Origin of the sequence: Streptomyces sp. TRM68416, from assembly GCF_014596915.1 — a bacterium.
Classification (GTDB): Bacteria; Actinomycetota; Actinomycetes; order Streptomycetales; family Streptomycetaceae; genus Streptomyces.
The window spans coordinates 35,733-61,306 of record NZ_JACVWU010000029.1 but is presented as its reverse complement, the minus strand read 5'-3'; the positions used below and the strand labels follow the sequence as shown (position 1 = coordinate 61,306).

The following is a 25,574-nucleotide window of genomic DNA, read 5'->3' as shown; positions in this document are numbered from 1 at the left end:
ACAAGGGGTGCTCAGTTGCCGAACGCCGCGTCGAACGAGGTCGACGGCGGTTCGAAGTCGTACTTCTTGAGGCTCTTCAGCGCCTCCGGTGCTCCTTGCAGCCGGTCCATCCCGGCGTCCTCCCACTCCACGGAGATGGGGCCGCGGTAGTCGATGGAGTGCAGCATCCGGAAGACGTCCTCCCAGGGGACGTCGCCGTGCCCGGCGGAGACGAAGTCCCAGCCGCGGCGGGGGTCGCCCCAGGGGAGGTGGGAGCCGAGTCGGCCGTTGCGTCCGTCGAGGCGCTTGCGGGCCTCCTTGCAGTCGACGTGGTAGATGCGGTCGCGGAAGTCGTAGAGGAAGCCGACCGGGTCGAGGTCCTGCCACACGAAGTGGGAGGGGTCGAAGTTCAGGCCGAAGGCCGGGCGCCGGTCGACGGCCTCCAGGGCGCGCTGTGTTGTCCAGTAGTCGTAGGCGATCTCGCTGGGGTGGACTTCGTGGGCGAAGCGGACGCCGTGCACGTCGAAGACGTCGAGGATGGGGTTCCAGCGCTCGGCGAAGTCGTCGTAGCCGCGCTCGATCATCGACTCGGGGGCGGGCGGGAACATGGCGACCAGGTGCCAGATGGCGGAGCCGGTGAAGCCGATGACGGTGTCCACGCCGAAGCCGGCCGCGGCGCGCGCGGTGTCGGCCATCTCGGCGGCGGCCCGCTGTCGTACGCCCTCGGCGTCGCCGTCGCCCCAGATCCGGGCCGGCAGGATCGCCCGGTGGCGTTCGTCGATGATGGCGTCGCAGACCGCCTGGCCGACGAGGTGGTTGGAGATCGCCCAGCACTTGAGGCCGTACTTGTCGAGCAGCGCCTGCCGGGACGGGATGTAGGACGGGTCGCTCAGCGCCTTGTCGACCTCGAAGTGGTCGCCCCAGCAGGCGAGTTCGAGGCCGTCGTAGCCGAAGTCGCGGGCGAGGCGGCAGACTTCTTCGAGGGGCAGGTCCGCCCACTGGCCGGTGAACAGGGTGAAGGTGCGCGGCATGACCGGGGGCCTCCTAGACCGCTATCGGGGTGTAGACGGAGTTCTTCTCGGCGCTCTCCTCGACCGCCGCCAGCACGCGCTGCACCTGGAGTCCGTCGGCGAAGGAGGGCTCGGGCCGGCGGCCCTCGGCGAGGGCGTGGACCAGGTCGCGGGCCTGGTGGACGAAGGTGTGCTCGTAGCCGAGGCCGTGGCCCGGCGGCCACCAGGCGTCCAGGTAGGGGTGGTCGGGTTCGGTGACGAGGATGCGGCGGAATCCGGCGTGCGTCGCGGGCTCGGTGCCGTCGTGGTACTCCAGCTCGTTGAGCCGCTCCAGGTCGAAGGCCAACGAGCCGCGCTCGCCGTTGAGTTCGATGCGCAGGGCGTTCTTGCGTCCGGTGGCGTAGCGGGTCGCCTCGAAGGTGGCGAGGGCGCCGGAGGGGAAGCGGGCGGTGAACAGGGCGGCGTCGTCGACGGTGACCTGGCCGGTGCCCGCGGTCGCCCCGGCGGACAGGCCGCTGGTCGCACCGACGGGCAGGGGCCGCTCACGTACGAAGGTCTCCGTGAGCGCGGACACCCCGGCCAGCCGCTCTCCCGCCAGGTACTGGGCGAGGTCGACGACGTGGGAGCCGAGGTCGCCGAGCGAGCCCGAACCGGCCTGTTCCCTGCGCAGCCGCCAGTTCAGCGGGAACTCGGGGTCCACCAGCCAGTCCTGCAGGTACGTCGCCCTGACGTGCCGCAGCCTGCCGAGCCGGCCCTCCGCGACCATGTTCCGGGCGAGCGCGGTGGCGGGCAGCCGACGGTAGTTGAACCCGGCCATGGACAACTGGCCGCGCTCATAAGCCTCTTCGGCCGCCGTGACCATCGCCGAGGCCTCCTCGACCGTGTTGGCGAGCGGCTTCTCGCACAGGACGTGCTTGCCGGCGGCCAGGGCGGCGACAGCGATCTCGGCGTGGCTGTCGCCTGGGGTGCAGATGTCGACGAGGTCGACGTCGTCCCGGGCGATCAGGGCCCGCCAGTCGGTCTCGGCCGCCGCCCAGCCGTGCCGGTCGGCCGCCGCGCGCACGGCGGCCGCGTCCCGTCCGCAGATGACGGCCAGTTCCGGGCGCCGGGGCAGGTCGAAGACGCGTCCGGCGGTGCGCCAGCCCTGGGAGTGGGCGGCGCCCATGAAGGCGTAGCCGACCATGCCCACCCTCAGTGGCGGCTTCCCTCCCTCTCCCTCGGTCCCTTCTGACTGCTGCGGCTGTCCCATGGGTGTGTACTCCTCGTCCTCGTCGGATGGCGCACGTGGGGGGTGCGGGCGGAACGGCTCACTTGAAGCCGGTGGACATGTACTGGTCGACGTTCGTCTTGTCGACGACGGCCGAGTAGAGGGTGAGGGAGGCGGGGATCTCGAACTCGGCGAGGCCGCCGACCCCCTTGCCCTGGCCGAGCGCGCGGGCGAGGTCGATCGCGGAGGCGGCCATGGTCGGCGGGTACAGGACGGTGGCCTTCAGCACACCGCTGTCCTGCTTGATGGCCTGGAAGGCGGAGAGCGCGCCCGCGCCGCCGACCATCAGGAAGTCGTCGCGGCCGGCCTGTTCGATGGCGCGCAGGGCGCCTACGCCCTGGTCGTCGTCGTGGTTCCACACGGCGTCGAAGTTCGACTGGGCCTGGAGGAGCTGGGCCATCTTGGCCTGGCCGGACTCGACCGTGAACTCTGCGGCCTGGCGGGCCACCTTCTTGATGTTGGGGTAGTTCTTCAGGGCGTCGTCGAAGCCCTGGGTGCGTTGCTGGGTCAGCTCCAGGTTGTCCAGGCCGGCCAGTTCGATGACCCGGGCGCCGGACTTGCCCTTCAGCTGCTCGCCGATGTAGTGCCCGGCGTTGAGGCCCATGCCGTAGTTGTCGCCGCCGATCCAGCAGCGGTACGCCTGCGGGGAGTTGAAGATGCGGTCGAGGTTGACGACGGGGATGCCCGCGCGCATCGCCTTCAGGCCGACCTGGGTGAGCGCCTTGCCGTCGGCCGGCAGGATCACCAGGACGTCGACCTTCTTGTTGATCAGTGTTTCGATCTGGCCGATCTGGGCGGCGGTGTCGTTGGAGCCCTCGGTGATCTCCAGGGTGACGTCGGAGTACTTCTTCGCCCGGCTCTTGGCGTTGTCGTTGATGGCGTTGAGCCAGCCGTGGTCGGCCTGCGGTCCGGCGAAGCCGATGGTGACGGGCTTGCCGGGCTTGTCGTCGGCGGCCGGCTTGTCGTTCGCTGCCGGTTCGTCGCCGGACTCGTTGCTGGTGCAGCCGGCGAGGAGGGCGCCCGCCCCTATGGCGGCGGATCCGAAGAGCAGCCCTCTGCGACTCGTGAGCTCTGGCATGGCGGTGAACCCTTTCCTTCAGGTCGTGCTCGCGGTACGGCGCTGGACCAGGACGGCGGCGACGATGATCGCGCCCTTGGCGATCTGCTGGACAGCGGTCTCCAGGTTGTTCAGGGCGAAGATGTTGGTGATCGTGGTGAAGATCAGAACGCCGAGCACGGAGCCGGTGATGGTGCCCCGGCCGCCGCTGAGCAGGGTGCCGCCGATGATCGCGGCGGCGATGGCGTCGAGTTCGTAGAGGTTGCCGTTGGTGTTCTGGCCGGAGCCGGACAGGATGATCAGCAGGAAGGCGGCGATGCCGCAGCACAGTCCGGACAGCAGGTAGAGGTAGAGGCGCTGGCGGCGGACGTCGATGCCGGCGAGCCGGGCGGCCTCGGCGTTGCCGCCGACGGCGACCGTGCGGCGGCCGAAGGTGGTGCGGTTCAGCACCAGCCAGCCGATGATCGTGACGACGGCGAAGACCATGACGAGGGGCGGCACGCCGAGGATGTAGGCGTCGCGTTCGCCGAGGTCGAGGATGCTCGGGATGGTGACGATCTGCGTCTTGCCGCCGGTGATCTGGAGGGCGAGGCCGCGCGCCGCGGCGAGCATGGCGAGGGTCGCGATGAACGGGACCATGCCGCCGTAGGCGATGAGCACGCCGTTGACCAGGCCGCAGCCGACTCCGACCAGGACCGCGGTGAACAGGACGCCGGCGAAGCCGTAGTCCTGGGTGGCGACCGTGGTGGCCCAGACGGAGGCGAGGGCGACGATCGCGCCGACGGAGAGGTCGATGCCTCCGGAGGTGATGACGAAGGTCATGCCGACGGTGACGACGCCGATCACGGAGGCCTGGGTGAGGACGAGTTGGAGGTTGCGGGTGTCGAGGAATTCGTCGGGCTTGCTGATGCCTCCGATGAGGACCAGTACGGCGAGCACGCCGAGGAGGGACAGGGTGCGCACGTCGGCGCGGGCCATCATGCCCCGCCAGGCGGGGAGTTCGGCGGCGGGGGCGGTCTTGCCGGTGCCGTCCCTCGGTGGGGACGCGTGCTGCGTCATGACGCCGGGCTTCCTTCCATGACGAGGTCGAGGACACGGTGTTCGTCGAGTTCGCGGGCGGGCGCCGTGTGGACGACGCGCCCTTCGCGCAGCACCAGGACGCGGTCGGCGAGGCCGAGCACCTCGGGCACCTCGCTGGAGACGAGCAGGACGCCGAGGCCTTCGTCGGCGAGGCGGCGGATCACCGCGTACAACTCGGCGCGGGCGCCCACGTCGACGCCGCGGGTGGGTTCGTCGAGGAGCAGCACGCGGCAGCCGCGCAGCAGCCAGCGGGCGAGGACGGCCTTCTGCTGGTTGCCGCCGGACAGGGTGCGCACGGGCACGGCCGGGTTGTCGGGCCGCAGGGACAGCTCGCGGGTGGCGGTACGCGCGGCGCCCAGTTCGGCGCGGCGGTCGATCCAGCCGCCGCGCGAGAAGCGGGACATGGAGGAGACGGAGACATTGCGGGTGACGGACTCCAGCATCAGCAGGGCCTGTGCCTTGCGTTCCTCGGGGGCGAGCCCGAGGCCGGCCCGGACGGCCGCCCGCACGCTGCCCGGCCGCAACTCCTTTCCGTCCAGCAGGACTTGACCGGCCGACGGCTTCCTCGCCCCGTAGATCGTCTCCAGGATCTCGGACCGTCCGGAGCCGACCAGTCCGGCGAGACCGACGATCTCCCCGGGCCGGACCACCAGGTCCAGCGGCTCGAACTCCCCCTCCCGGGCGAGGCCCTTGACCTCCAGCAGGGGTGCGCCGGCGTCGGTGGGCGAGGCGGGCCGCGGCGGGAAGACGTACTCGACGTTGCGTCCCGTCATCAGCGCCACGACCTCCCGAGTGGGCGTGGTCTTCGCGGGCAGTCCGCCCGCCACGGCCCGGCCGTCCTTGAGGACGGTCACCCGGTCGCCGATGCGGCGGATCTCCTCCAGGCGGTGCGAGATGTAGACGACCGCGACGCCGTCGGCGGTGAGGTCGCCGACGATGCGGAAGAGGTTGTCGACCTCGTCCGGGTCGAGGGCCGCGGACGGTTCGTCCATCACGATCAGCCGTACGTCGTGGGAGAGCGCCCGCGCCATGGAGACGATCTGCTGCTGGGCCGCCGACAACTCCCCGACCAGCCGCCCGGGTTCGATCTCCGGATGCCCAAGTCGCTTGAGAAGCATGGCTGTTGAGGCTTGCGCGGTCTTGCGCCGTACGACGAAGCCCGCGGTCGTGGGTTCGTGGCCGAGGTGGACGTTCTCGGCGACGGACAGGTGCTCGACGAGGTCGAGTTCCTGGTAGATGGTGGCGATGCCCAGGCGCATGGCGGCGATCGGCGAGCGCAGGGTGACCTCCTCGCCGTGCCAGCGGATGGTGCCGGTGTCGGGCTGGTGGGCGCCGGCCAGGACCTTGATGAGGGTGGACTTCCCGGCGCCGTTCTGGCCGAGCAGACAGTGCACCTCACCGGCCTGGACGTCGAGGTCGACGCCGTCCAGGGCCCGGACCCCGGGAAAGGACTTGGTGATGCCGGACATGCTGAGCAGCGGTGGTTGCGGTGCCATGGGCTCCCCTCGGCGGGCGTGCGGGCCGGTGTCAGGGCAGGGCGGAGCAGGCGGACGTGCCGGAGTGACTCGTGTAACGACTCGGTCGCGCGGACTCTGGACGAGGTGCAGTTACGCGGGTGAGAACAGGTGGTCGCTGATCAGTCGGGCCGCGCCGATGACACCGGCGGTGGGGCCCAGTTCCCCGAGGACGATGGGGAGGTTGCCGGTGGCCAGAGGCAGGGACTGGCGGTAGACCTGGGTGCGGAGCGCGGCGAGCAGGGTGTGGCCGAGGCCGGTCACCCCGCCGCCGATCACCACCAGGCCCGGGTTGAAGAAGCTGACCAGGCCGGCGATGACCTGGCCGACGCGGTCGCCGCCCTCGCGGATCAGGCCGAGTGCGGTGGCGTCGCCCGCGGCGGCCGCGGCGGCGACGTCCGCCGCAGTCAGGGAGCCGTTCGCGGCGAGCCGCGCGGCGAGCTCCTCCGAGCGCCCCTGCTCGGCCGCCTCGACAGCGTCCCGGGCGAGGGCCGCCCCGCTGAAGTGGGCTTCCAGGCAGCCCCGGTTGCCGCAGGCACACGGACGGCCGTCGGGTACGGCCTGGATGTGCCCGATGTCTCCGGCGCTGCCCGTCACACCGCGGTGGACGTCACCGCCGGCCACGATGCCGCAGCCGATACCGGTGCCGATCTTGACGCAGAGGAAGTCGCCCACGGAACGTGCCACGCCCGCGTGCATCTCCCCCATCGCCATCAGGTTCACGTCGTTGTCGACCATGACCGGGCAGCCGAGTTCCTGGCTGAGCGCCTCCCGTACCGGGAAGCCGTCCCAGCCCGGCATGATCGGCGGCGCGACGGGCACGCCCTCGGGGAAGCGGACCGGCCCCGGGACGCCGATGCCGGCGCCGTCGAAGCCCTCCGCCAGTCCCGAGCTGCGCAACTTCGCGGCCATGGCGAGGACTTGCTCGAAGACCGCGACCGGTCCCTCGCGAACGTCCATGGGGTGGTTGAGGTGTCCGAGGATCTCCAGTTCGGCGTTGGTGACGGCGACGTCGACCGAGGTCGCGCCGATGTCGACGCCGAGGAACCGCAGCCCCGGGTTGAGCCGGATGTTGTGGGAACGCCGGCCGCCGCGCGAGGCGGCGAGTCCGTCGGCCACGACCAGGCCCGTCTCCAGCAGCCGGTCCACCTCCACGGCCAGTTTGGACCGTGACAGGTCGACCTGATCGCCCAGTTGCGCACGGGAGTTGGGGCCTCCGTCACGCAACAGCTTCAGCAGCCGGGCCTGATGGGCGTTGGCGGGTCGTGCCGTCATGCGTCTCACGTGCCCCTCCCCGCCTCACTCGGCCACCGATTGCCGGGCTTTCGAGGGGAACGTAGCAGCGGCTGCCGTGGCTGGGAAGAAGCTGTGCACGAATTACTTCCGGCTTTCACCACTCAGAGGACAAAGCCCGGCTCGGGTCACCCCGGGAGGGGACCGGTGCGCGGGACGTCGGGCGGTGTGGCGGCGCTGTTGCCGATGCCGGGGTACGGCAGATGGGCTCAGGCCCCCTGACGTGCGTGGTACGAGGCCCGGGTGTGCTCGGTGTGCTCGCGCATCAGCGCGGTGGCGCGCCGCTCGTCCCGGTCGGAGATCGCCGCGATCAACTCGCGGTGCTCGGTCCAGGACTGGCGGCCGCGCTGCCGGGCCGCCGGCGTGCAGTACCAGCGCACCCGGCGGTCGACCTGGGCGGCGAGTCCGGCGAGGACGGCGTTGCCGGCCAGTTCCATCACCTTGGCATGGAAGCGGGCGTTCATCGCGACCGCGCCGTCCATGTCGTCGGCGGCCACCGCGCGCTCGCCCTCGGCGCACAGCTCCTCCAGCGCCTTGATGCCGGGGGCATCGGCGTTCGCCGCGGCGAGCCGGGCCGCCTCGGCCGCCAGCAGGGTGCGCACGGTGAGGAGCTGGTCGGCCTCCTCCTCGGTCGGCTCGTGGACGAACGCGCCCTGGGCGGGCCGCAGATCGACCCACCCTTCCGTGTTCAGCCGCTGCAGCGCCTCGCGCACGGGCTGACGCGAGACCCCGAGCTGACCGGCGAGCTCGCTCTCGACCAGATGCTGGCCGGGGCGCAGGGCACGGGTCGTGATGAGTTCGAGCAGGGCCTCGTAGACGCGGTCGCGCAGGGGCCCGGGGCGTTCGAGCTTGGGCACCGCCCCTGGCGGAAGTCCTGGCGACACCATCGCAGCCCCACTCCAGTGCCGTCGGACGGCCGGTACGGATTGTCTTTCGTCTACAGCCTACGACCCACGGGGGCCGGCCCAGGGGGGTTGGCCACATCGCGGTGCCCGTCAGGGGCAGCGGTGCCCGTCAGGGGCAGCGGACGACCTGCCCCGCGTACGACAGGTTGCCGCCGAAGCCGAACAGCAGCACCGGGTCGCCGGTGGAGATCTCGCCGCGCTCGACGAGCTTGGAGAAGGCCAGCGGGATGCTCGCGGCGGAGGTGTTGCCGGAGTCGGTGACATCGCGGGCGACGACGGCGTTGACGGCGCCGATCTTCTCGGCGAGCGGCTCGATGATCCGCAGGTTGGCCTGGTGCAGTACGACCGCGGCTAGGTCGGCGGGCGCGAGGCCGGCCCGTTCGCAGGCGCGCCGGGCGATGGGCGGCAGCTGGGTGGTGGCCCAGCGGTACACGCTCTGCCCCTCCTGCGCGAACCGGGCGGGCGTCCCCTCGATCCGCACGGCGTGGCCCATCTCGGGCACCGAGCCCCACAGCACCGGGCCGATGCCGGGCACGTCCGCCGAGGGCGCCGCCTCGACCACGGCGGCCCCCGCCCCGTCGCCGACGAGCACGCACGTGGTGCGGTCGGTCCAGTCCGTCACCTCGGACATCTTGTCGGCGCCGATCACCAGCGCGCGGGTGGCGCCGCCGGCCCGGACGGTGTGGTCGGCGGTGGCCAGCGCGTGGGTGAAACCGGCGCACACCACGTTGACGTCCATCGCGGCGGGCGAGGGAATGCCGAGGCGGGCGGCGACCCGGGCGGCCATGTTCGGGGAGCGGTCCACGGCGGTGGAGGTGGCCACCAGGACCAGGTCGATGTCGCCCGGGGCCAGGCCCGCGGCGGCCAGCGCCTTGGCCGCGGCGTGCGCCGCCAGCTCGTCGACGGGCTCGTCGGGCCCGGCGATGTGCCGTGTGCGGATGCCCACCCGGGACCTGATCCAGTCGTCACTGGTGTCGACCAGGCCCGCCAGGTCCTCGTTGGTGAGAACCTTGGCGGGCTGGTAGTGGCCGACCGCGGCGATACGCGAGCCGTTCATCGGAGGGTCCCCCTCGTTGCCTTGGGTAGCGGGATCCACCAGTCTGATCAGTGACTCGCGGGTACGACGGCAGGTGATGCCACAGGAAACGGGCGCCCGGCTTGTCGGCTTCCATCAGGCGCTCGGACGCCCGAACAGCTAGCGAACGCTCAGCCGGTGAACAGCTGCGACGCCTTCCGTACGAGCTCGTACAGCCCGTAGGCGAGCGGCGCTCCCACCCACAGCCAGGCGAAGGCGATCAGCCCGCGGCGGCTAGGCGGACTCTGGCTGCTGTCGCTCGACGACGTCGGCATCGGCGTGCTCCTTCCTCGGTACGGGGATGTGGTGACGGGCGTGGACGGGTCGCACGAGCTCGTTGGCCACGAAGCCGACGACGAGCAGGCCGATCATGATGACGAACGACAGGCCGTAGAGGGAGGCGCCGGTCCGGCCCGCCTCCTCCTGCCGGTCGGCTATCCAGTTCACGATCAGCGGTCCGAGGACGCCGGCCGTGGACCACGCGGTCAGCAGCCGCCCGTGGATGGCACCGACCTGGTAGGTGCCGAACAGGTCCTTCAGGTACGCGGGGATCGTCGCGAAGCCGCCCCCGTAGAAGGAGAGGATCACCAGGGCGCTGAGGACGAACAGCGGCTTGGAGGAGTCACCGAACAGGGCGATGACCGCGTACATCAGGGCGCCGACGCCCAGGTAGAGGCGGTAGATGTTCTTGCGTCCGATCAGGTCGGAGGTCGAGGACCAGCCGATGCGGCCGGCCATGTTGGCGGCCGAGAGCAGGGCGACGAAACCGGCCGCGGCGGGTGCTGACACCGTTGTCGAGGTGTCCGCGAAGAAGTCCGTGATCATGGGGGCGGCCTTCTCCAGGATGCCGATGCCCGCGGTGACGTTCATGCAGAGCACGATCCACAGACACCAGAACTGGGGGGTGCGCACCGCCTGCTTCGCTGAGACCTGCGGGCCGGTGGGGCCTGATCGCGCCCCCGCGGCGGCAGCCGCGGATCCAACACCGCCCCGCGCCGCCGGGCCGGTCGCCGGCACCCGCACCAGGAGGACGCCCAGCAGCATGAACACCGCGTACGACAGACCGTGCACCAGGAAGGCCAGCGCGATCCCGGAGGGGGTGGCGCCGAACGACTCCAGCATCCGCGCGGACCAGGGCGAGGCGATCAGCGCACCGCCGCCGAAGCCCATGATGGCGATGCCGGTGGCCATGCCGGGCCTGTCCGGGAACCACTTGATCAGGGTGGAGACGGGCGAGATGTAGCCGATGCCGAGGCCGATCCCGCCGACGAAGCCGTAGCCCAGCACGATCAGCCAGTACTGCTCGGTGGCCGCGCCGAGCGCGGAGAGCAGGAAGCCGGACGAGAAGCAGCACAGCGCGACGGTCATCGCCCAGCGCGGGCCGTTGCGCTCGACGAGCGTGCCGCCGAACGCGGCGGACAGGCCGAGCATGACGATGCCGAGCTGGAAGGGGAGCGCGCTCTGGGTGCCGCTGAGGCCGAGCGCGGATTCGAGGGGCGGTTTGAACACGGACCAGGCGTAGGCCTGTCCGATGGAGAGGTGGACGGAGAGAGCGGCGGGGGGAACGAGCCAGCGGCTCCAGCCCGGGGGCGCGACGGGAGGACTCATGATCCGGAACGGTAGGAAGCGGCAGGTGAGTTGAGAAGCCGACGCGTCGACCGTATGCGGTGAACGGTATCCAGCGCGCGACGAACGGTCGGAGTTCGGCCTGCGGGCCGCAACCCCGCCCGCCACGTGCAGGACAATGAGATCGTGAAGGTCACCTCGCCGCACGACGACCCGGTGATCCACGGCAAGGTACGGAACCGGAACTGATCGGGACTGGTGGGGACATGGGACGAGTCACGGAACGACGCAAGGTGATCCGCATCCGCGACGGGGCGGTCTCCACCCGGCCGGACACGCTCGTCGCCGAGGAGCCCCTGGAGATCCGGCTGAACGGCAAGCCGCTCGCGATCACCATGCGCACGCCCGGCGACGACTTCGCGCTCGCCGTCGGCTTCCTGGTCAGCGAAGGCGTCCTCGCCGAGCGGGACGAGCTGCGGAACGTGGTGTACTGCGCGGGCGCCACCGATGGGGGCACCTCCCGCGCGAGCGCAGCCGAGCGTGGGGGAGGCTCCAACACCTACAACGTGGTCGACGTGCAGACGGCTCCCGGCGTGACCGTCCCCGACATCACCCTCGAACGGAACGTCTATACGACCTCGTCCTGCGGCCTGTGCGGCAAGGCCAGCCTCGACGCCGTCCGTACCACCGCCCGCTGGCCGATCGCCGACACGCCTCCCGTCCGGATCGACGCCGATCTGCTCGCGAGCCTCCCCGACCGGCTGCGCGCCTCCCAACGGGTCTTCGACCGCACCGGCGGCCTGCACGCGGCGGCACTGTTCACCGAGGACGGCCGGCTGCTCGACGTACGGGAGGACGTGGGCCGGCACAACGCGGTCGACAAACTGATCGGCCGCGCCCTGCAGAACGGCGACCTGCCGCTGTCCCGCACGATCCTGCTGGTCTCCGGCCGCGCCTCGTTCGAACTGGCACAGAAGGCCGTGATGGCCGGGGTCCCGGTGCTGGCGGCGGTGTCGGCCCCCTCGTCCCTGGCGGTCGACCTGGCCGCGGAGACCGGACTGACCCTCGTGGGCTTCCTGCGGGGCGCCTCCATGAACGTGTACGCGGGAGAGGACCGGATCGCCCTGCGGGCCGCGGCCGGGAGTTGATCGGCCGGTCGCCGTCCCGCACCCGACAGGCCCCATGGACCCGGGTGCCCCCGGACCACTAACGTCCCGGAACGTGCCCGACGACGCACGCGTACGACAGCGCACGGGAACGGGGCTCGGCCTGCTGCTGGCCCTGGTTCTCGGCGCCGTGCTGCTCACCGCGCTTCCGGAGGACGACGACGGGGGCAGCTCCTGTCAGGCCCGTACCGTGCGGGCCTGGGCCGCGGACGAGGAGCTCACCGCGGAGTTCGCGCGCTACGGCGACGACGCCTCCCGTACGGACGACTGGACCGGCGGCGACGGCACGCACTCGGTGCGGCTGCCGGACGGGCGGGTGCTGTGGCTGTTCTCGGACACCTATCTCGGCCAGGTCTACGGTCCCCCGAACCCGGTCGGCGAGTCGTACGCCTGGCGGGACCCGGCGACGCCGCTGGTGCGCAACTCGGCGGTGGTGATGCGCGACGGGCGCCTGGAGAGCACCCTGCCCGCCCCTCTCTTCCCCGATCCGGCGCCGAACCAGTGGCGCTGGCCGGTGGCGGCGCGGGTCGAGCCGCGCTCCCCCGGCTCCTCGGAGCAGGTGCTGCGGGTGCTGCTGTGGGTGCGCACGGCCGGCTCGGCGCCGTGGATCTACGGGGTGCCCACCGCCACCGAGGTCGCCACGCTCTCCCTGCCCGACCTGCGCGTGGAGTCGACCGTCAAGGTCTTCGACCAGCAGCTCGTCAGCGATCCGTCCCGACGGGTGCTGTTCGGCACGACGCTGGTCCACGAGGACGGCTGGACGTACGTCTACGGCGGCGACGACCGCCGGGCCACGTCCCGTCCGGCCTCGTACGCGTACGTGGCCCGGGTGCCGGAGGGCGGGCTCGCCGACCCGGCGGCCTGGGAGTACTGGGACGGCGACGAGTGGGCGGCCGGGGTGCGCCCGCGTCCCGTGCTCGGGGACGGGCGGAGCACGGGTGTGGGCAGCGCGTTCTCCGTGGTCCGGGACCAGGACACGTATGTGCTGTTCACGATGGCGGCGGGCACCGCGGGGCTGACCACGGTGTCCTCGTACTGGGCCTGTGCGCCGACCGGGCCCTGGCACGGGCCGACCAAGGACTTCAGCCCCTCTCTCCCGGACGGGCGGGTGGCCGCGTACAACCCGCAGACCCATCCGGAGCTGAGCGGCGGGGGGCGGCTGGTGCTCAGCTACGACGTCAACTGGGTGGAGACGGACGGTGCCGCGGCGCAGCTCAGCCGGAACGTGGCCCTGTACCGGCCGAGGTTCGTGACGCTGCGGCTGGCGGCGGGGTGATCCCGTCGGTGTCGTCGACGGGGTCGTGGTAGCGGCGCTTGGCGATCACCGCGCACACCATCAGCTGCATCTGGTGGAAGAGCATCAGCGGCAGCACGGCCAGCGAGGCGTGCGCGCCGAACAGGACGCCGGCCATGGGCAGTCCGGCGGCGAGCGACTTCTTGGAGCCGGCGAACTGGATGGCGATGCGGTCCTCCCGGCCGAACCGCAGGGCCTTGGCCCCGTACCAGGTCAGCAGGAGCATCACGGCGAGCAGCACGGCCTCGACGGCGAGCAGTCCGGCCAGGCGGGCGGGGTTCACCTGGTGCCAGACGCCCTGCACCATGCCCTCGCTGAAGGCGGTGTAGACGACGAGCAGGATGGAGCCGCGGTCGACCAGGCCCAGCACCTTCTTGTGCCGGGTGACGAAGCCGCCGATCCAGCGCCGCAGCAGTTGTCCGGCGAGGAACGGCACCAGCAGTTGCAGGACGATCTTCAGGAGCGAGTCGGCGGAGAACCCGCCCCCGGTGCCGCCGAGCAGGGCGGCCGCGAGCAGCGGGGTGAGGACGATGCCGACCAGCGAGGAGAAGGAGCCCGCGCAGATCGCGGCGGGCACGTTGCCGCGGGCGATCGAGGTGAAGGCGATCGACGACTGGATGGTGGACGGCACCAGGGTGAGGAACAGCAGGCCCTGGTAGAGGGGGTCCGTCAGGAGCACCGGGACGAGGCCGCGCGCGGCCAGGCCGAGCAGCGGGAACACGACGAACGTGCAGGCCAGGACGGTGACGTGGAGCCGCCAGTGCTGGAGCCCGGCCAGCGCCTCGCGGGTGGACAGGCGGGCGCCGTAGAGGAAGAAGAGGAAGGCGATCGCGGCCGTGGAGGCGCCGGAGGCCACGTCGGCGGCCGTCCCCCGGGCCGGCAGCAGCGCGGCGAGGCCGACCGTGCCGAGGAGCAGGAGGATGTACGGGTCGATCGGCATCCAACGCGGCCAACGCAGGCGTTTCACTGGGCTCCACTACTTCGCTGTACGTCCGGGGCTCGGGGGCAGGGGCGTGCCCCTCACCATGGTCCCCCCAGGCGCCGCGATCGGGAATCCGGCATACCACTCTGACTGTCATCACGTTTTGCGATAACCTGGGGCGGTGTACGACCCCTCCCACCTGCGCACCTTCCTGGCGGTGGCCCAGACGCTGAGCTTCACGCAGGCCGCCCGGCGGCTCGGTCTGCGGCAGTCGACGGTCAGCCAGCACGTGCGCCGACTGGAGGACGCGGCCGGGCGGCAGTTGTTCACGCGGGACACGCACTCCGTGGAGCTGACCGAGGACGGCGAGGCGATGCTGGGCTTCGCCCGGCGGATCCTGGCGGTGCACGAGCAGGCGACGGCGTTCTTCACCGGCACCCGGCTGCGCGGGCGGCTGCGCTTCGGCGCCTCGGAGGACTTCGTGCTGACCCGGCTGCCGGAGATCCTGGAGGGCTTCCGCCACGACCACCCCGAGGTCGACCTGGAGCTGACGGTGGAGCTGTCGGGCACCCTGCACGAGCGGCTGGCCGCGGGGAAGCTGGACCTGGTGCTCGCCAAGCGGCGCCCGGAGGATCCGCGGGGCGAGCTGGTCTGGCACGACCGGCTGGTGTGGATCGGGGCGGAGCGGCTGCGCCTGGACCCGGACCGGCCGGTGCCGCTGATCGTCTTCCCGCCGCCCGGCATCACCCGGGCGCTCGCCCTGGAGGCGCTGGAGCGGCAGGGGCGCGAGTGGCGGATCGCCTGCACGAGCGGCAGCCTCAGTGGCCTGATCGCGGCGGCCCGGGCGGGCCTCGGCGTGATGGCGCACTCGCGGGGCCTGATCCCGCCCGGCCTGGTGCGCGTGCCGGAGCGCTCGGGCCTGCCGGAGCTGGGCCGGGTCGACTTCGTCCTGGTCCACGGCCACCGCCGGACCGCGGCGCAGAGGGCGGCGGACGCGCTGGCGGCGGCGATCCTGGCGGGCGGGGACCGGCTGCACCGGCGTGGGAGCGGGTAACGTTTTCGGCCACCTTGACGCTGACCACTGGAGCACCGGTGCCCCGGCCCTCCAGTCGTACAGATTCGGTGGAGATTACGGCACCGAAACTTACTGAACGGTCAGCTTTCTGTCCGACCCTTCCCCAGATGAGCGCATTCTCCCTTGCTGACCTGGGCGGACGTGAGCGCCGCTCGACTTTCGTCCCTCTCCCGCCCCGCCGGACGGTGGGGTAGCTTTCACGGCGCTGTGCGGAGCGCCACAGGCGAAACCGGAGCAAGAGGAGCGGGGAGCGGGGTTTGCGCGAGTTCACCAACCCTCCGTTGGCGTTGGCACCGCCGGTGGGCGGCCTGGCCGACACGGTCTTCCGGCGTGCCCAGGAGAACCCGCGGCACATCGCGCTCGGCCGCAAGGACGGTGCGGAGCGGTGGCGGGACGTGACGGCGGCCGAGTTCCGGGACGAGGTGCTCGCCCTGGCCAAAGGGTTGCTCGCCCGTGGTGTCCGGTTCGGCGACCGGGTCGCGATCATGTCGCGCACCCGCTACGAGTGGACGCTCTTCGACTACGCCCTGTGGACCGTCGGCGCCCAGGTGGTGCCGATCTATCCGACCTCCTCGGCCGAACAGTGCTTCTGGACGCTGTACGACGCGGAGGTGTCGGCGGCGGTCGTGGAGCACGAGGACCACGCGATGACCATCGCCACCGTCATCGACCGGCTGCCGCACCTGCGTGAGCTGTGGCAGTTGGACGCGGGCGCCGTGCAGGAGCTCTACGACGCGGGCGCCCACCTCGACGACGAGGTGGTGCACCGGCACCGCGAGGCGGTCACGCCCGACTCGGTCGCGACGGTCATCTACACCTCGGGCACCACGGGCCGCCCCAAGGGCTGTGTGATCACCCACGGCAACTTCATGTACGAGGCGGACACCGTCATCGAGCGCTGGGAGCCGGTGTTCCACTCCCGGAAGGGCGACGAGGCGGCGACCCTGCTCTTCCTGCCCCTCGCGCACGTCTTCGGGCGCATGGTGCAGGTCGCCGCCATCCGCGGAGGGGTGCGCTTCGGCCACCAGCCCCAGATGAACGCGGCCGCCCTGCTCCCGGACCTCGCCGCGTTCCGGCCCACGTTCTTCCTCGCCGTGCCGTACATCTTCGAGAAGGTCTTCAACGCCGCCCGCCGCAAGGCCGAGAAGGAGGGCCGCTCCGGCGCCTTCGAGAAGGCCGTCGACGTCGCCGTGCAGTACGCGGACGCCATGGAGGCCAAGGCCTGGGGCATCGGCCCCGGCCCGTCGGCGGGCCTGCGCATGCAGCACCAGCTCTTCGACAAGCTCGTCTACGGCAAGATACGGGCGGCGATGGGCGGACGCATCCGGCAGGCGATGTCCGGCGGCTCGGCGATGGACCGCCGGCTCGGCCTGTTCTTCGCGGGCGCGGGCGTGCACATCTACGAGGGCTACGGCCTGACCGAGACCACGGCGGCGGCCACCGCCAACCCGCCCGAGCGCACCCGCTACGGCACGGTCGGGCAGCCCATCCCCGGGATGACCGTGCACATCGCGGACGACGGCGAGATCTGGCTGAACGGCGCCAACGTCTTCCAGGGCTACCTGAACAACAAGAAGGCCACCGACGAGACCCTGCGCGACGGCTGGCTGGCCACCGGCGACCTCGGGGCGCTGGACGAGGACGGCTACCTCACCATCACCGGCCGCAAGAAGGAGATCCTGGTCACCTCCGGCGGCAAGAGCGTCTCCCCCGGGGTGCTGGAGGAACGGGTCCGCGACCATCCGCTGGTCGCCCAGTGCATCCTCGTCGGCAACGACCGCCCGTACATCGCGGCCCTGATCACCCTGGACCACGAGGCCGTGGAGCACTGGCTGGCGATGCGCAGGAAGCCGCCGCTGACCCAGGCCGAGCTGGTGCGGGACGCGGATCTGGAGACGGAGGTGCGCCGCGCGGTGGTGGCCGCCAACACCCTCGTCTCGCAGGCGGAGTCAATCCGCACCTTCCGTATCCTCGCCCAGCCGTTCACCGAGGAGCACGGTCTGCTGACACCGTCGCTCAAACTGAAGCGCAGGGCGATCGAGAAGGCCTACGCGAACGAGGTCGAGGCGCTGTACCGCGCGTGAGGCCCGTCCGTTCCGGTCGATTCTCCCGTCAGGAATGCATCACGGCTCGTGATCGTTGACGATGGGAGTACCACCTGACGACAACCGAAGGATCAAGAGCTCGTGAGCAGCAAGGTCCCCCCGATCATCCTCAACAACGGTGTCGAGATGCCCCAGCTGGGTTTCGGCGTCTGGCAGGTCCCGGACGACGAGGCGGAGCAGGCCGTCGGCACCGCCCTGGAGGCCGGGTACCGCAGCATCGACACAGCGGCGATCTACGGCAACGAGAAGGGCACCGGAAAGGCCGTCGCCGCTTCCGGCCTGCCCCGCGAGGAGATCTTCGTCACCACCAAGCTCTGGAACAGCGAGCAGGGGTACGACGCCACACTGCGCGCCTTCGACGCGTCGCTGGAGAAGCTGGGCCTGGACTACGTCGACCTGTACCTCATCCACTGGCCCGTCCCGGCCCGTGACCTGTACGTCGACACGTACCGGGCGTTCGAGAAGCTGCACGCCGACGGCCGTGTCAGGGCGATCGGTGTCTCCAACTTCCTGCCGGAGCACCTTCGGCGGCTGATCGACGAGACGTCGATCGTTCCGGCCGTCAACCAGATCGAGCTGCACCCGCACCTGCAGCAGCACGCCTCCCGCGAGTTCCACGCCGAGCAGGGCATCGCGACCGAGGCCTGGTCGCCGCTGGGCCAGGGCAAGGGGCTGCTGGAGGTCCCGGCGATCGTGGCCATCGCCCAGAAGCACGGCCGCACCCCGGCCCAGGTCGTACTGCGCTGGCACCTCCAGCTCGGCAACGTCGTGATCCCGAAGTCCGTGACCCCGTCCCGGATCAAGGAGAACATCGAGGTCTTCGACTTCAGCCTGGACGACGAGGACCTGGCGGCGATCAGCGCGCTGAACGAGGACCGGCGGATCGGCCCGGACCCGGCGACGTTCGACCCGTCCTGATGAGAGAACCCCTGCGGGCGGCCCGGCCGACGGGCCGCCCGCAGGGCTCAGTGAGGTTGCCCGCGCGGTTCAGACGGGCTGACCGACCGGCCGTACGACGACGGTGTTGACGTCGACCCCGGCGGGCTGCCGGATCGCCCAGACAACCGAGTCGGCGAGCTGGTCGGCGGTCAGCAGAGGCCCCGGCGGCAGACTGCCGTAGCCGTCCCAGAACGGGGTCTCCACCCGGCCGGGCGCGATCAGGGTGACGCCGACACCCCATTCGGTGACCTGCCGACGGGTGTTCTCGGCGAGACCGGTCAGCGCCCACTTGGTGGCGCCGTAGATGTTGCCCGGCGTGGGCACGAACCCGGCGACGCTGCCGACGAGCACGATCCGGCCCTTGGTCTCCTTGAGCGCGTCGATCGAGGCCCGTACGAGCAGCGCCGGTCCCAGGACGTTGGTCAGCACCATCTCCCGCCACCCCTCCGGGTCCCCCTCGGCGACCGTGTCGTGGGTGGCGATCCCCGCGTTGGCGACGACCGTGTCGAGCCGCCCGAACTCCTTGAGCGTCGTCTCGACCGCCGCCCGGATCTGCTCGTACTCCGCCGCGTCCCCGACAATCGCCAACAACCCCTCGGGACGGCCGAGTTCCTCCGCGAAGCCACGCAGCCGCGCCTCCCCGCGGCCCGTCACGGCAACCCGGTGCCCGGCGTCCAGCAACTGCCGCGCGACCGCGGCGCCGATGCCGCTGCCACCGCCGGTGATGAGTGCGACCGGAGAGTCGGTCATGGGTACCCCCTAGGTGTGTTTCGGTGAGGGGGAGTCCATCAGTTGGAGCACTCTCGAAGTCAAGGGCGGTCGCAAGTGGAGCGGTACGCGGCCGAGGGGAACCAGCGCCGCCACTCGGCCTCGGCCAGCCCACGCTCGGCTCGGTCGGCCGTAGGGCGTCCAGGGCCGTCCCCTCGGACCTGAGTGCGGTGCGGCCGGTGAAGGCGAGGGTCTCCGTCCCGGCGACCGTGACGCGCTGCGCCGGCCGCACCGGTCAACCGGTCCGAACCCCCGTGTGCACGGTCCGCGCAGACAACACGAACAAATCCCCCCGATGATGCACACTCGCCTTGTCGTCGGGATCGACGAGGCGGTCCAGTGTCGCAAGGTCCGTCGCGTCGAGGTGGTCCCCGAGGACCTCACGGAAACGGGAGAAGGTCGCCGCGGCGACGGACCGCGCGCGGTCCGTCGCGGGCGCCGGCAGGTCGAGCAGGAACGTACGCGTGCCGCTGGGCCTCAGCCCGGCCCCGCTCAGCAGGGCCCGCCAGTCCTCGGGTACGGCCACGCTGCCGGGCAGGTCCGCCCGCATCTCGGTGAACCAGTCCTCCTGCACGGCGTCGATCCGGGACTGGAGGCCGGGGCGGCCGATGCCGATGTCGCGCGGCAGGAAACGGGTGGGCAGGCCGCCCTCGACGAGGGCGAGCGTGCCGCCGACGGTCAGCCGCTCGGCGTAGGCCTTGATGGCGGCCTGCTGGTCGCCGAGGTGGTGGAGGCTCTGGCTGGCCCAGATCAGGTCGGCGGGGTAGTCCAGGTCGGCCATGATGTCCGGCAGGTCGCCGGTCAGGGTGTCGAAGCGGTCGGCGACGCCGAGCCGCTCGGCGCGGGCGCGGGCCATGTCGAGCAGGGGTCCGGAGCCGTCGACGGCGACGACCCGGGCGCCGGGGAAGGCATCGGCGAGCATGCAGGAGACGACGCCGGGGCCGCTGCCCGCGTCGACGATCAGTCCGGGCTCGGTCTGTTTTCCGCCGAGCCAGGCGAGGGCGTGCTCGTGCAGGGGCGTGTACAGCTCCGCCTGCGTTTGAAGGTGCTCGGCCATCTCGGCCCAGTCGATGTCGGTGTGGTCGTGGTGGTGGTGCGCGTGCTTGTGTGCGTGATTGTGCGCCATGGCGGCCAGCCTCTCCTCCGGGTGCCGCCAGCGTGCGCCGACTCACCGGGAAGAGGCAATCGAGGTTGCCGTAACCGCAAAAGCGCGGCTGTGCCGGGGCCCGGCCGTCCCGGGCCCCGGCGGGGTCAGCCGCTTACGACAGCGGCGGGTAGGCGTTGCGCATCAGCTCTCGGAACTGGGCGGAGAACCAGTGCCCGGAGATCGGCGCGTCCGGCAGGGCCCCGGTCAGGTTGAAGCCGTTGCGGGGGGTACCGGTGAAGGTCGGGTCGCACATCCGGTCGAAGCCCTTGCCCTCGTTGTTCGGGATCTCCTTGCTGGCGCCGTCGGACTCACCCGGCGGCTTCATCCACACGTAGGCGTCGATCCCGGCCGCGGGGTTGGCCTGCGGGCGCTCGCCGAGGCCGGCTCCGGACTGGTTGCACCAGTTGCCGACGTGGATGCGGCGGTCGTAGCGGCCGCCCTCGACGTAGGTGTCCACGTTGGTCATGGGGCCGGGGCCGGTGGGCCGTGCGGTGCCGCCCCAGCCGTTGCGGGAGGTGTCGATCAGCATGCCGAGGCCGGAGTCGAAGCCGACCGAGACCAGTTGGTTCCGCATGGCCTGGGCGTACGACAGCTCGTCGGTGTAGCGGTTCCAGTCCACCCACTTGGACTCGCGGACGGACTTGCCGGCCACGGTGTCGTTGATGGAGAAGTTCTCCTCCTTCAGGGCGCTGTAGTTGGCGGTGTTGGTGATGAAGCCGTGGACGTCCTTGACGGTGGCGCCCTCGGCGGTCGCGGCCTCCTTGAAGACCTGGGCGGACGGCGCGAAGTTGTCGTCCCAGCCGATCCAGCCGTGGTGGCCGGCGTCGACGTAGTTGTAGACGTTGGGCACGTCACCGAGCTCGCTGAGCGCGTAGCCGACGCCCTTGACGTAGTTGCCGTTGGCCTTCATCACGTCGCACTCCGGGGTGGCCGTCGGGCGGCTTCCGGTGTTGGTGACGAGGTTGGGCAGGGAGTCGATCTCGACCGCGGTCACGATGCGCAGCGAGGCGTACTTCGGGTCGGCGAGGATCGCGGCGATCCGGTCGATGTAGTCGGTCTTGTACTTGCCGAGCTCCGTCGGGCCGAGTTCGCCGTTGGAGGCGAGGGCCGAGCAGTCGCGTCCGGGCAGGTTGTAGATGACGAGCTGGATGACGAGTTCGCCGCTGCCCTTCTGCACGAGGGCCTCGTCGAGGTGGTCACGCAGGCTCATGCCGCCGTTGACGCCGTCGATGGCGGCGCTCCGGTCGAGCCACACACCGGTGGGCTGGTTGGCGACCCGGCTGCCGCCCGGTTCGGCGTTGGCGTTCGCCCGCCACTCGGGGTTCACGTACACCTTGGCGCCGGCGTACGGGTTGTCGACGCGATTGCCCGTGCCGGGGTCCGGGTCCGGGTCGGGGTCCGGGCCGCCGCCGCCGTCGTCGACGTTGCAGGTCACGCCGTCCAGGGTGAAGGTGGCCGGCATCGCGTTGGTGCCGCTGTACGTGCCGTTGAAGCCGAAGCTGACCGAACCGCCGGTGCCGAGGCTGCCGTTGTAGGACTCGTTGGCCGCGGTGACGGCGGCCCCGCTCTGGGTGATCTTCGCGTTCCAGCCGCTGGTCACCCGCTGGTTACCGGCATAGGACCACTTCACCGCCCAACTGCTCTTGGCGGCACCGTTGTTGGTGATGGTGACGGCCGCGGTGAAGCCGGTGTCCCACTGGTTCTGCACCTTGTAGTCGACGGTACAGGGGACGGCGGCCGCTCCGATCCCGTCGCCGGGCACGGCGGCGAGCGCCGTCCCGGAGGCCCCGGCGACCAACGCCAGGGCAGCCAGCATCGCTGTTCTGCTACGACTCATGTGTGCGGGTTCCTTCTCCATCGGGGGTGTTGTCCGTTCGGGACGCACGGTGTTCAGGACGCACGCTGTTCCGGGCGCAGGCTGTTCCGGGCGCACGCTGTTCCGGACCCGGTCCGGAACAGGACGGGCCGCGGTCGTCGAACCACTTCATGACCTGGGCGACACGGGGGTGCGCGCAGGAGTTGAACCGGTGGACGTGCCATGCCGCGGCGGGACTGCCGTCGGGTCACCGAGCTTGGTGGGACTCCAGCTGTTCGGCTCGGCCGCCACCGTGCGGGCAGGCGGAACTCCCGGCACGGACGGCTAAAAGTACTGAACGCGGGGGGTGTCGCATGAGCGACTCCTTGCAGCTCAGGCGCGTCGGTACGGACGCGTCGACTGATGGAACCGCTCCCACTGGTGTCAACGAAGTTAGCGCCAAGTGACGACAATGGACAGGGGAGTAACTGACTTTTGCTCAGTCGCCCGCATCGAATCTTTTCGACTCTTCAAGCACCTTGACCCCTTGACCCCCCGTCCCCACTATGGGAGCGCTCCCACTGGTTCAAGCCTTGACTTCTCCGAGCCGCAAGGAGGAACCAGCACCATGCATCCCCCACCCCGGAGACGGAGTGCGGTACGGCGGGCCTGGACGGCCGTCGTCGCTGCCCTGGCGCTTCCGCTCACCCTGTTGGCCACCGGCACAACTCCCGCACAGGCGGCGCCACTTCAGTGCAGCGTCGACTACAAGACGAACGACTGGGGTTCCGGCTTCACCACGGACGTGACGATCACCAACCGCGGTACGGACGTGATCGACGGCTGGACCCTGACGTACGCCTACACCGGCAACCAGAGGCTCTCCAACGGCTGGAACGGGACCTGGTCCCAGTCCGGCCAGAACATCACGGTGCGCAACGCCTCGTACAACGGGCGGATCGCGGCCGGCGCCGCGGTGAGCACCGGAGCGCAGTTCAGCTACAGCGGCAGCAACGCCGCCCCGGCCTCCTTCGCGATCAACGGCACCACCTGCACGGGCGCACACCAGCCGCCGATCGCGGTGCTGACCAGCCCGGCCGCGGGTGCCGTCTACTCGCAAGGGGACCCGGTGCCGCTCGCGGCGACCGCGGCGGCCGCCGACAACGCCACCATCAGCAAGGTCGAGTTCTACGACGACACCACGCTGCTGGGCACGGACACGACCGCTCCCTACACGCTCTCCGTCTCCAACTTGTCCGTGGGCAGTCATTCCCTGCTGGCCAAGGCGTACGACAGCCTTGGTGCGTCCGCGGAGTCCACGCCGGTCGGCATCACGGTCGCCTCGGGCCCCGCGGTGGTGGCGTCCACCAACCAACTGGCCGTGCAACAGGGCGAGTCGGGCACGTACGACATCAAGCTCTCGACCCAGCCGTCGGCCAACGTCACCGTCACCACCACCCGCGCGAGCGGCAATGCGGGCCTGTCGGTGACCGGCGGGGCGTCGCTCACCTTCACCCCGTCGAACTGGAACACCGCACAGAAGGTGACCATCTCGGCGGACTCCTCCGGCACCGGCGCGGCGACCTTCGAGTCCACCGCGAACGGACATGCCAAGGCGGCGGTGACCGTGACCCAGATCGAGGCGTCCGGTGAGTACGACGCCCGCTTCCTGGAGCTCTACGGAAAGATCACCAACCCGGCGAACGGCTACTTCTCGCCCGAGGGTGTCCCCTACCACTCGGTCGAGACGCTGATCGTGGAGGCCCCGGACCACGGCCACGAGACCACGTCGGAGGCCTACAGCTACCTTCTGTGGCTGCAGGCGATGTACGGCAAGGTCACGGGTGACTGGTCCAAGTTCAACGGCGCCTGGGAGATCATGGAGAAGTACATGATCCCGACCCGCGCCGACCAGCCGACCACCTCCTTCTACAACGCCTCCAAGCCGGCGACCTACGCGCCCGAGCTGGACACTCCGAACGAGTACCCGGCGCGGCTCGACACCGGCGTCTCGGTCGGCTCCGACCCGATCGCGGCCGAGCTGAAGAGCGCGTACGGCACGGACGACATCTACGGCATGCACTGGCTGCAGGACGTCGACAACGTCTACGGCTACGGCAACTCGCCCGGCAAGTGCGAGGCGGGCCCGTCGGACACCGGCCCGTCGTACATCAACACCTTCCAGCGCGGCCCGCAGGAGTCGGTGTGGGAGACCGTCCCGCAGCCGACCTGCGACCAGTTCAAGTACGGCGGTCCGAACGGGTACCTGGACCTGTTCACCGGTGACGCCTCCTACGCCAAGCAGTGGAAGTTCACCAACGCCCCGGACGCCGACGCGCGTGCGGTGCAGGCCGCCTACTGGGCCGACAAGTGGGCCGACGCGCAGGGCAAGGGCAGCCAGATCTCCGCGACCGTCGCCAAGGCCGCGAAGATGGGCGACTACCTGCGCTACGCCATGTACGACAAGTACTTCAAGAAGATCGGCAACTGCGTCGGTCCGGCGGCCTGCCCGGCCGGCACCGGCAAGGACTCCTCGCACTACCTGCTCTCCTGGTACTACGCCTGGGGCGGCGCCACCGACACCTCGGCGGGCTGGTCCTGGCGCATCGGCTCCAGCCACGCGCACGGCGGCTACCAGAACCCGATGGCGGCCTACGCGCTGGCCAACTACGCCGACCTGAAGCCGAAGTCGGCGACGGGCCAGGCGGACTGGGCCAAGTCCCTCGAACGGCAGGTCGAGTTCTACCGCTGGCTCCAGTCCGACGAGGGTGCCATCGCGGGCGGCGCGACCAACAGCTGGGCGGGCCGGTACGCGACCCCGCCGGCCGGCAAGTCGACCTTCTACGGCATGTACTACGACGAGAAGCCCGTCTACCACGACCCGCCGTCCAACCAGTGGTTCGGCTTCCAGGCGTGGTCGATGGAGCGGGTGGCCGAGCTCTATCAGCAGACGGGCAACGCCCTCGCCAAGACCGTCCTCGACAAGTGGGTGGACTGGGCGCTGGAGCACACGACCATCAACCCGGACGGCACGTACCTGATCCCGGCGACGTTGCAGTGGTCGGGTCAGCCCGACACCTGGAACGCCAACAACCCCGGTGCCAACGCCGGTCTGCACGTCACCGTCACCGACTACACCAACGACGTCGGTGTGGCCGCCGCGTACGCCAAGACCCTGACGTACTACGCGGACCGCTCCGGTGACACGGAGGCGGCGCGCACGGCCAAGGCGCTCCTGGACGGCATGTGGGACAACCACCAGGACACCCTGGGCATCGCCGTCCCGGAGAACCGCGCCGACTACAACCGCTTCGACGACCCGATCCACATCCCGAGCGGCTGGACCGGCCGGATGCCGAACGGTGACGTGATCAACTCGTCGTCGACGTTCGACTCGATCCGCTCCTTCTACAAGGACGACCCGGCGTGGTCGAAGATCGAGGCGTATCTGGCGGGCGGCGCGGTGCCGTCGTTCACGTACCACCGGTTCTGGGCCCAGGCGGACATCGCCTTGGCCATGGGTTCGTACGCGGAGCTTCTCGAATAATCCAGCCCCCGCGAAGCGCTCCGCTGGGTTGGCCGTGATTCGGCTGCGGGTCCGTTTGGGCTGGTCGCGC

20 protein-coding genes are annotated in these 25,574 nt (G+C 70.7%); 6 read left to right on the top strand and 14 right to left on the bottom strand.

Features of this window, described 5'->3' with window-relative positions; genetic code table 11:
* Positions 1 to 11: 11 nt before the first annotated feature.
* The 10 genes from ICC28_RS34315 to ICC28_RS34270 all read right to left on the bottom strand — a co-directional run bounded on the left by ICC28_RS34315 (position 12) and on the right by ICC28_RS34270 (position 10,788).
* On the bottom strand, positions 12 to 1,010 hold the full coding sequence (locus ICC28_RS34315; protein ID WP_188292720.1) for a sugar phosphate isomerase/epimerase family protein: 999 nt from the start codon (positions 1,008 to 1,010) through the stop codon (positions 12 to 14).
* Between the two features lie 13 nt (positions 1,011 to 1,023).
* Positions 1,024 to 2,238: a Gfo/Idh/MocA family protein gene (locus tag ICC28_RS34310; protein ID WP_188292719.1), complete on the bottom strand. Its 1,215-nt coding sequence runs from the start codon at positions 2,236 to 2,238 to the stop codon at positions 1,024 to 1,026.
* A gap of 58 nt (positions 2,239 to 2,296) precedes the next feature.
* Positions 2,297 to 3,334 (bottom strand): substrate-binding domain-containing protein, encoded by a 1,038-nt coding sequence (locus ICC28_RS34305; protein ID WP_188292718.1) that lies wholly within the window; start codon positions 3,332 to 3,334, stop codon positions 2,297 to 2,299.
* Positions 3,335 to 3,352: 18 nt separating this feature from the next.
* Positions 3,353 to 4,372, bottom strand: a complete 1,020-nt coding sequence (locus tag ICC28_RS34300; RefSeq protein ID WP_188292717.1) for an ABC transporter permease — start codon at positions 4,370 to 4,372, stop codon at positions 3,353 to 3,355.
* A complete protein-coding gene (locus ICC28_RS34295) occupies positions 4,369 to 5,889 on the bottom strand; it encodes a sugar ABC transporter ATP-binding protein (protein ID WP_188292716.1) in 1,521 nt (506 codons plus the stop codon). Before ICC28_RS34295 ends, ICC28_RS34300 begins: the two co-directional genes overlap by 4 nt.
* Positions 5,890 to 6,000: 111 nt before the next feature.
* Positions 6,001 to 7,182, bottom strand: a complete 1,182-nt coding sequence (locus ICC28_RS34290) for an ROK family transcriptional regulator (RefSeq protein WP_188292715.1) — start codon at positions 7,180 to 7,182, stop codon at positions 6,001 to 6,003.
* A gap of 227 nt (positions 7,183 to 7,409) precedes the next feature.
* Positions 7,410 to 8,087: a GntR family transcriptional regulator gene (locus tag ICC28_RS34285; RefSeq protein ID WP_188292714.1), complete on the bottom strand. Its 678-nt coding sequence runs from the start codon at positions 8,085 to 8,087 to the stop codon at positions 7,410 to 7,412.
* Positions 8,088 to 8,214: 127 nt separating this feature from the next.
* Entirely contained in the window at positions 8,215 to 9,162 is a 948-nt protein-coding gene (locus ICC28_RS34280) for a beta-ketoacyl-ACP synthase III (protein WP_188292713.1), read from the bottom strand.
* Positions 9,163 to 9,311: 149 nt separating this feature from the next.
* Complete coding sequence (locus ICC28_RS34275; protein ID WP_188292712.1) at positions 9,312 to 9,455, bottom strand: hypothetical protein; 144 nt, start codon at positions 9,453 to 9,455, stop codon at positions 9,312 to 9,314.
* On the bottom strand, positions 9,415 to 10,788 hold the full coding sequence (locus ICC28_RS34270) for an OFA family MFS transporter (RefSeq protein ID WP_188292711.1): 1,374 nt from the start codon (positions 10,786 to 10,788) through the stop codon (positions 9,415 to 9,417). Before ICC28_RS34270 ends, ICC28_RS34275 begins: the two co-directional genes overlap by 41 nt.
* A gap of 224 nt (positions 10,789 to 11,012) precedes the next feature.
* Between ICC28_RS34270 and fdhD the strand changes: the two genes are divergently transcribed.
* Positions 11,013 to 11,894 (top strand): formate dehydrogenase accessory sulfurtransferase FdhD, encoded by an 882-nt coding sequence (gene fdhD, locus ICC28_RS34265; protein ID WP_188292710.1) that lies wholly within the window; start codon positions 11,013 to 11,015, stop codon positions 11,892 to 11,894.
* A gap of 73 nt (positions 11,895 to 11,967) precedes the next feature.
* Positions 11,968 to 13,188 carry a DUF4185 domain-containing protein gene (locus tag ICC28_RS34260; protein WP_188292709.1) on the top strand — a complete coding sequence of 407 codons (1,221 nt, stop codon included), beginning with the start codon at positions 11,968 to 11,970 and terminating at the stop codon, positions 13,186 to 13,188.
* On the opposite strand, the gene ICC28_RS34255 is transcribed toward ICC28_RS34260, so the two are convergent.
* A complete protein-coding gene (locus ICC28_RS34255) occupies positions 13,127 to 14,146 on the bottom strand; it encodes a bile acid:sodium symporter family protein (protein WP_188292708.1) in 1,020 nt (339 codons plus the stop codon). The genes ICC28_RS34260 and ICC28_RS34255 overlap by 62 nt on opposite strands.
* A 163-nt stretch (positions 14,147 to 14,309) precedes the next feature.
* On the opposite strand from ICC28_RS34255, the gene ICC28_RS34250 reads away from it, so the two are divergent.
* The 3 genes from ICC28_RS34250 to ICC28_RS34240 all read left to right on the top strand — a co-directional run bounded on the left by ICC28_RS34250 (position 14,310) and on the right by ICC28_RS34240 (position 18,226).
* Positions 14,310 to 15,182 carry a LysR substrate-binding domain-containing protein gene (locus ICC28_RS34250; RefSeq protein WP_188292707.1) on the top strand — a complete coding sequence of 291 codons (873 nt, stop codon included), beginning with the start codon at positions 14,310 to 14,312 and terminating at the stop codon, positions 15,180 to 15,182.
* A 278-nt stretch (positions 15,183 to 15,460) separates the two neighbouring features.
* Positions 15,461 to 17,287 carry an AMP-dependent synthetase/ligase gene (locus tag ICC28_RS34245; protein ID WP_188292706.1) on the top strand — a complete coding sequence of 609 codons (1,827 nt, stop codon included), beginning with the start codon at positions 15,461 to 15,463 and terminating at the stop codon, positions 17,285 to 17,287.
* Between the two features lie 102 nt (positions 17,288 to 17,389).
* On the top strand, positions 17,390 to 18,226 hold the full coding sequence (locus ICC28_RS34240; RefSeq protein ID WP_188292705.1) for an aldo/keto reductase: 837 nt from the start codon (positions 17,390 to 17,392) through the stop codon (positions 18,224 to 18,226).
* 69 nt (positions 18,227 to 18,295) lie between these two features.
* On the opposite strand, the gene ICC28_RS34235 is transcribed toward ICC28_RS34240, so the two are convergent.
* From ICC28_RS34235 to ICC28_RS34225, 3 genes are all read right to left on the bottom strand, one after another.
* Entirely contained in the window at positions 18,296 to 18,997 is a 702-nt protein-coding gene (locus ICC28_RS34235; RefSeq protein ID WP_188292704.1) for an SDR family oxidoreductase, read from the bottom strand.
* 253 nt (positions 18,998 to 19,250) lie between these two features.
* On the bottom strand, positions 19,251 to 20,141 hold the full coding sequence (locus tag ICC28_RS34230; RefSeq protein ID WP_188292703.1) for a class I SAM-dependent methyltransferase: 891 nt from the start codon (positions 20,139 to 20,141) through the stop codon (positions 19,251 to 19,253).
* A gap of 133 nt (positions 20,142 to 20,274) precedes the next feature.
* Positions 20,275 to 21,999: a glycoside hydrolase family 6 protein gene (locus ICC28_RS34225; protein ID WP_188292702.1), complete on the bottom strand. Its 1,725-nt coding sequence runs from the start codon at positions 21,997 to 21,999 to the stop codon at positions 20,275 to 20,277.
* A 586-nt stretch (positions 22,000 to 22,585) separates the two neighbouring features.
* On the opposite strand from ICC28_RS34225, the gene ICC28_RS34220 reads away from it, so the two are divergent.
* On the top strand, positions 22,586 to 25,504 hold the full coding sequence (locus ICC28_RS34220) for a glycoside hydrolase family 48 protein (RefSeq protein ID WP_188292701.1): 2,919 nt from the start codon (positions 22,586 to 22,588) through the stop codon (positions 25,502 to 25,504).
* Positions 25,505 to 25,574: the final 70 nt, after the last annotated feature.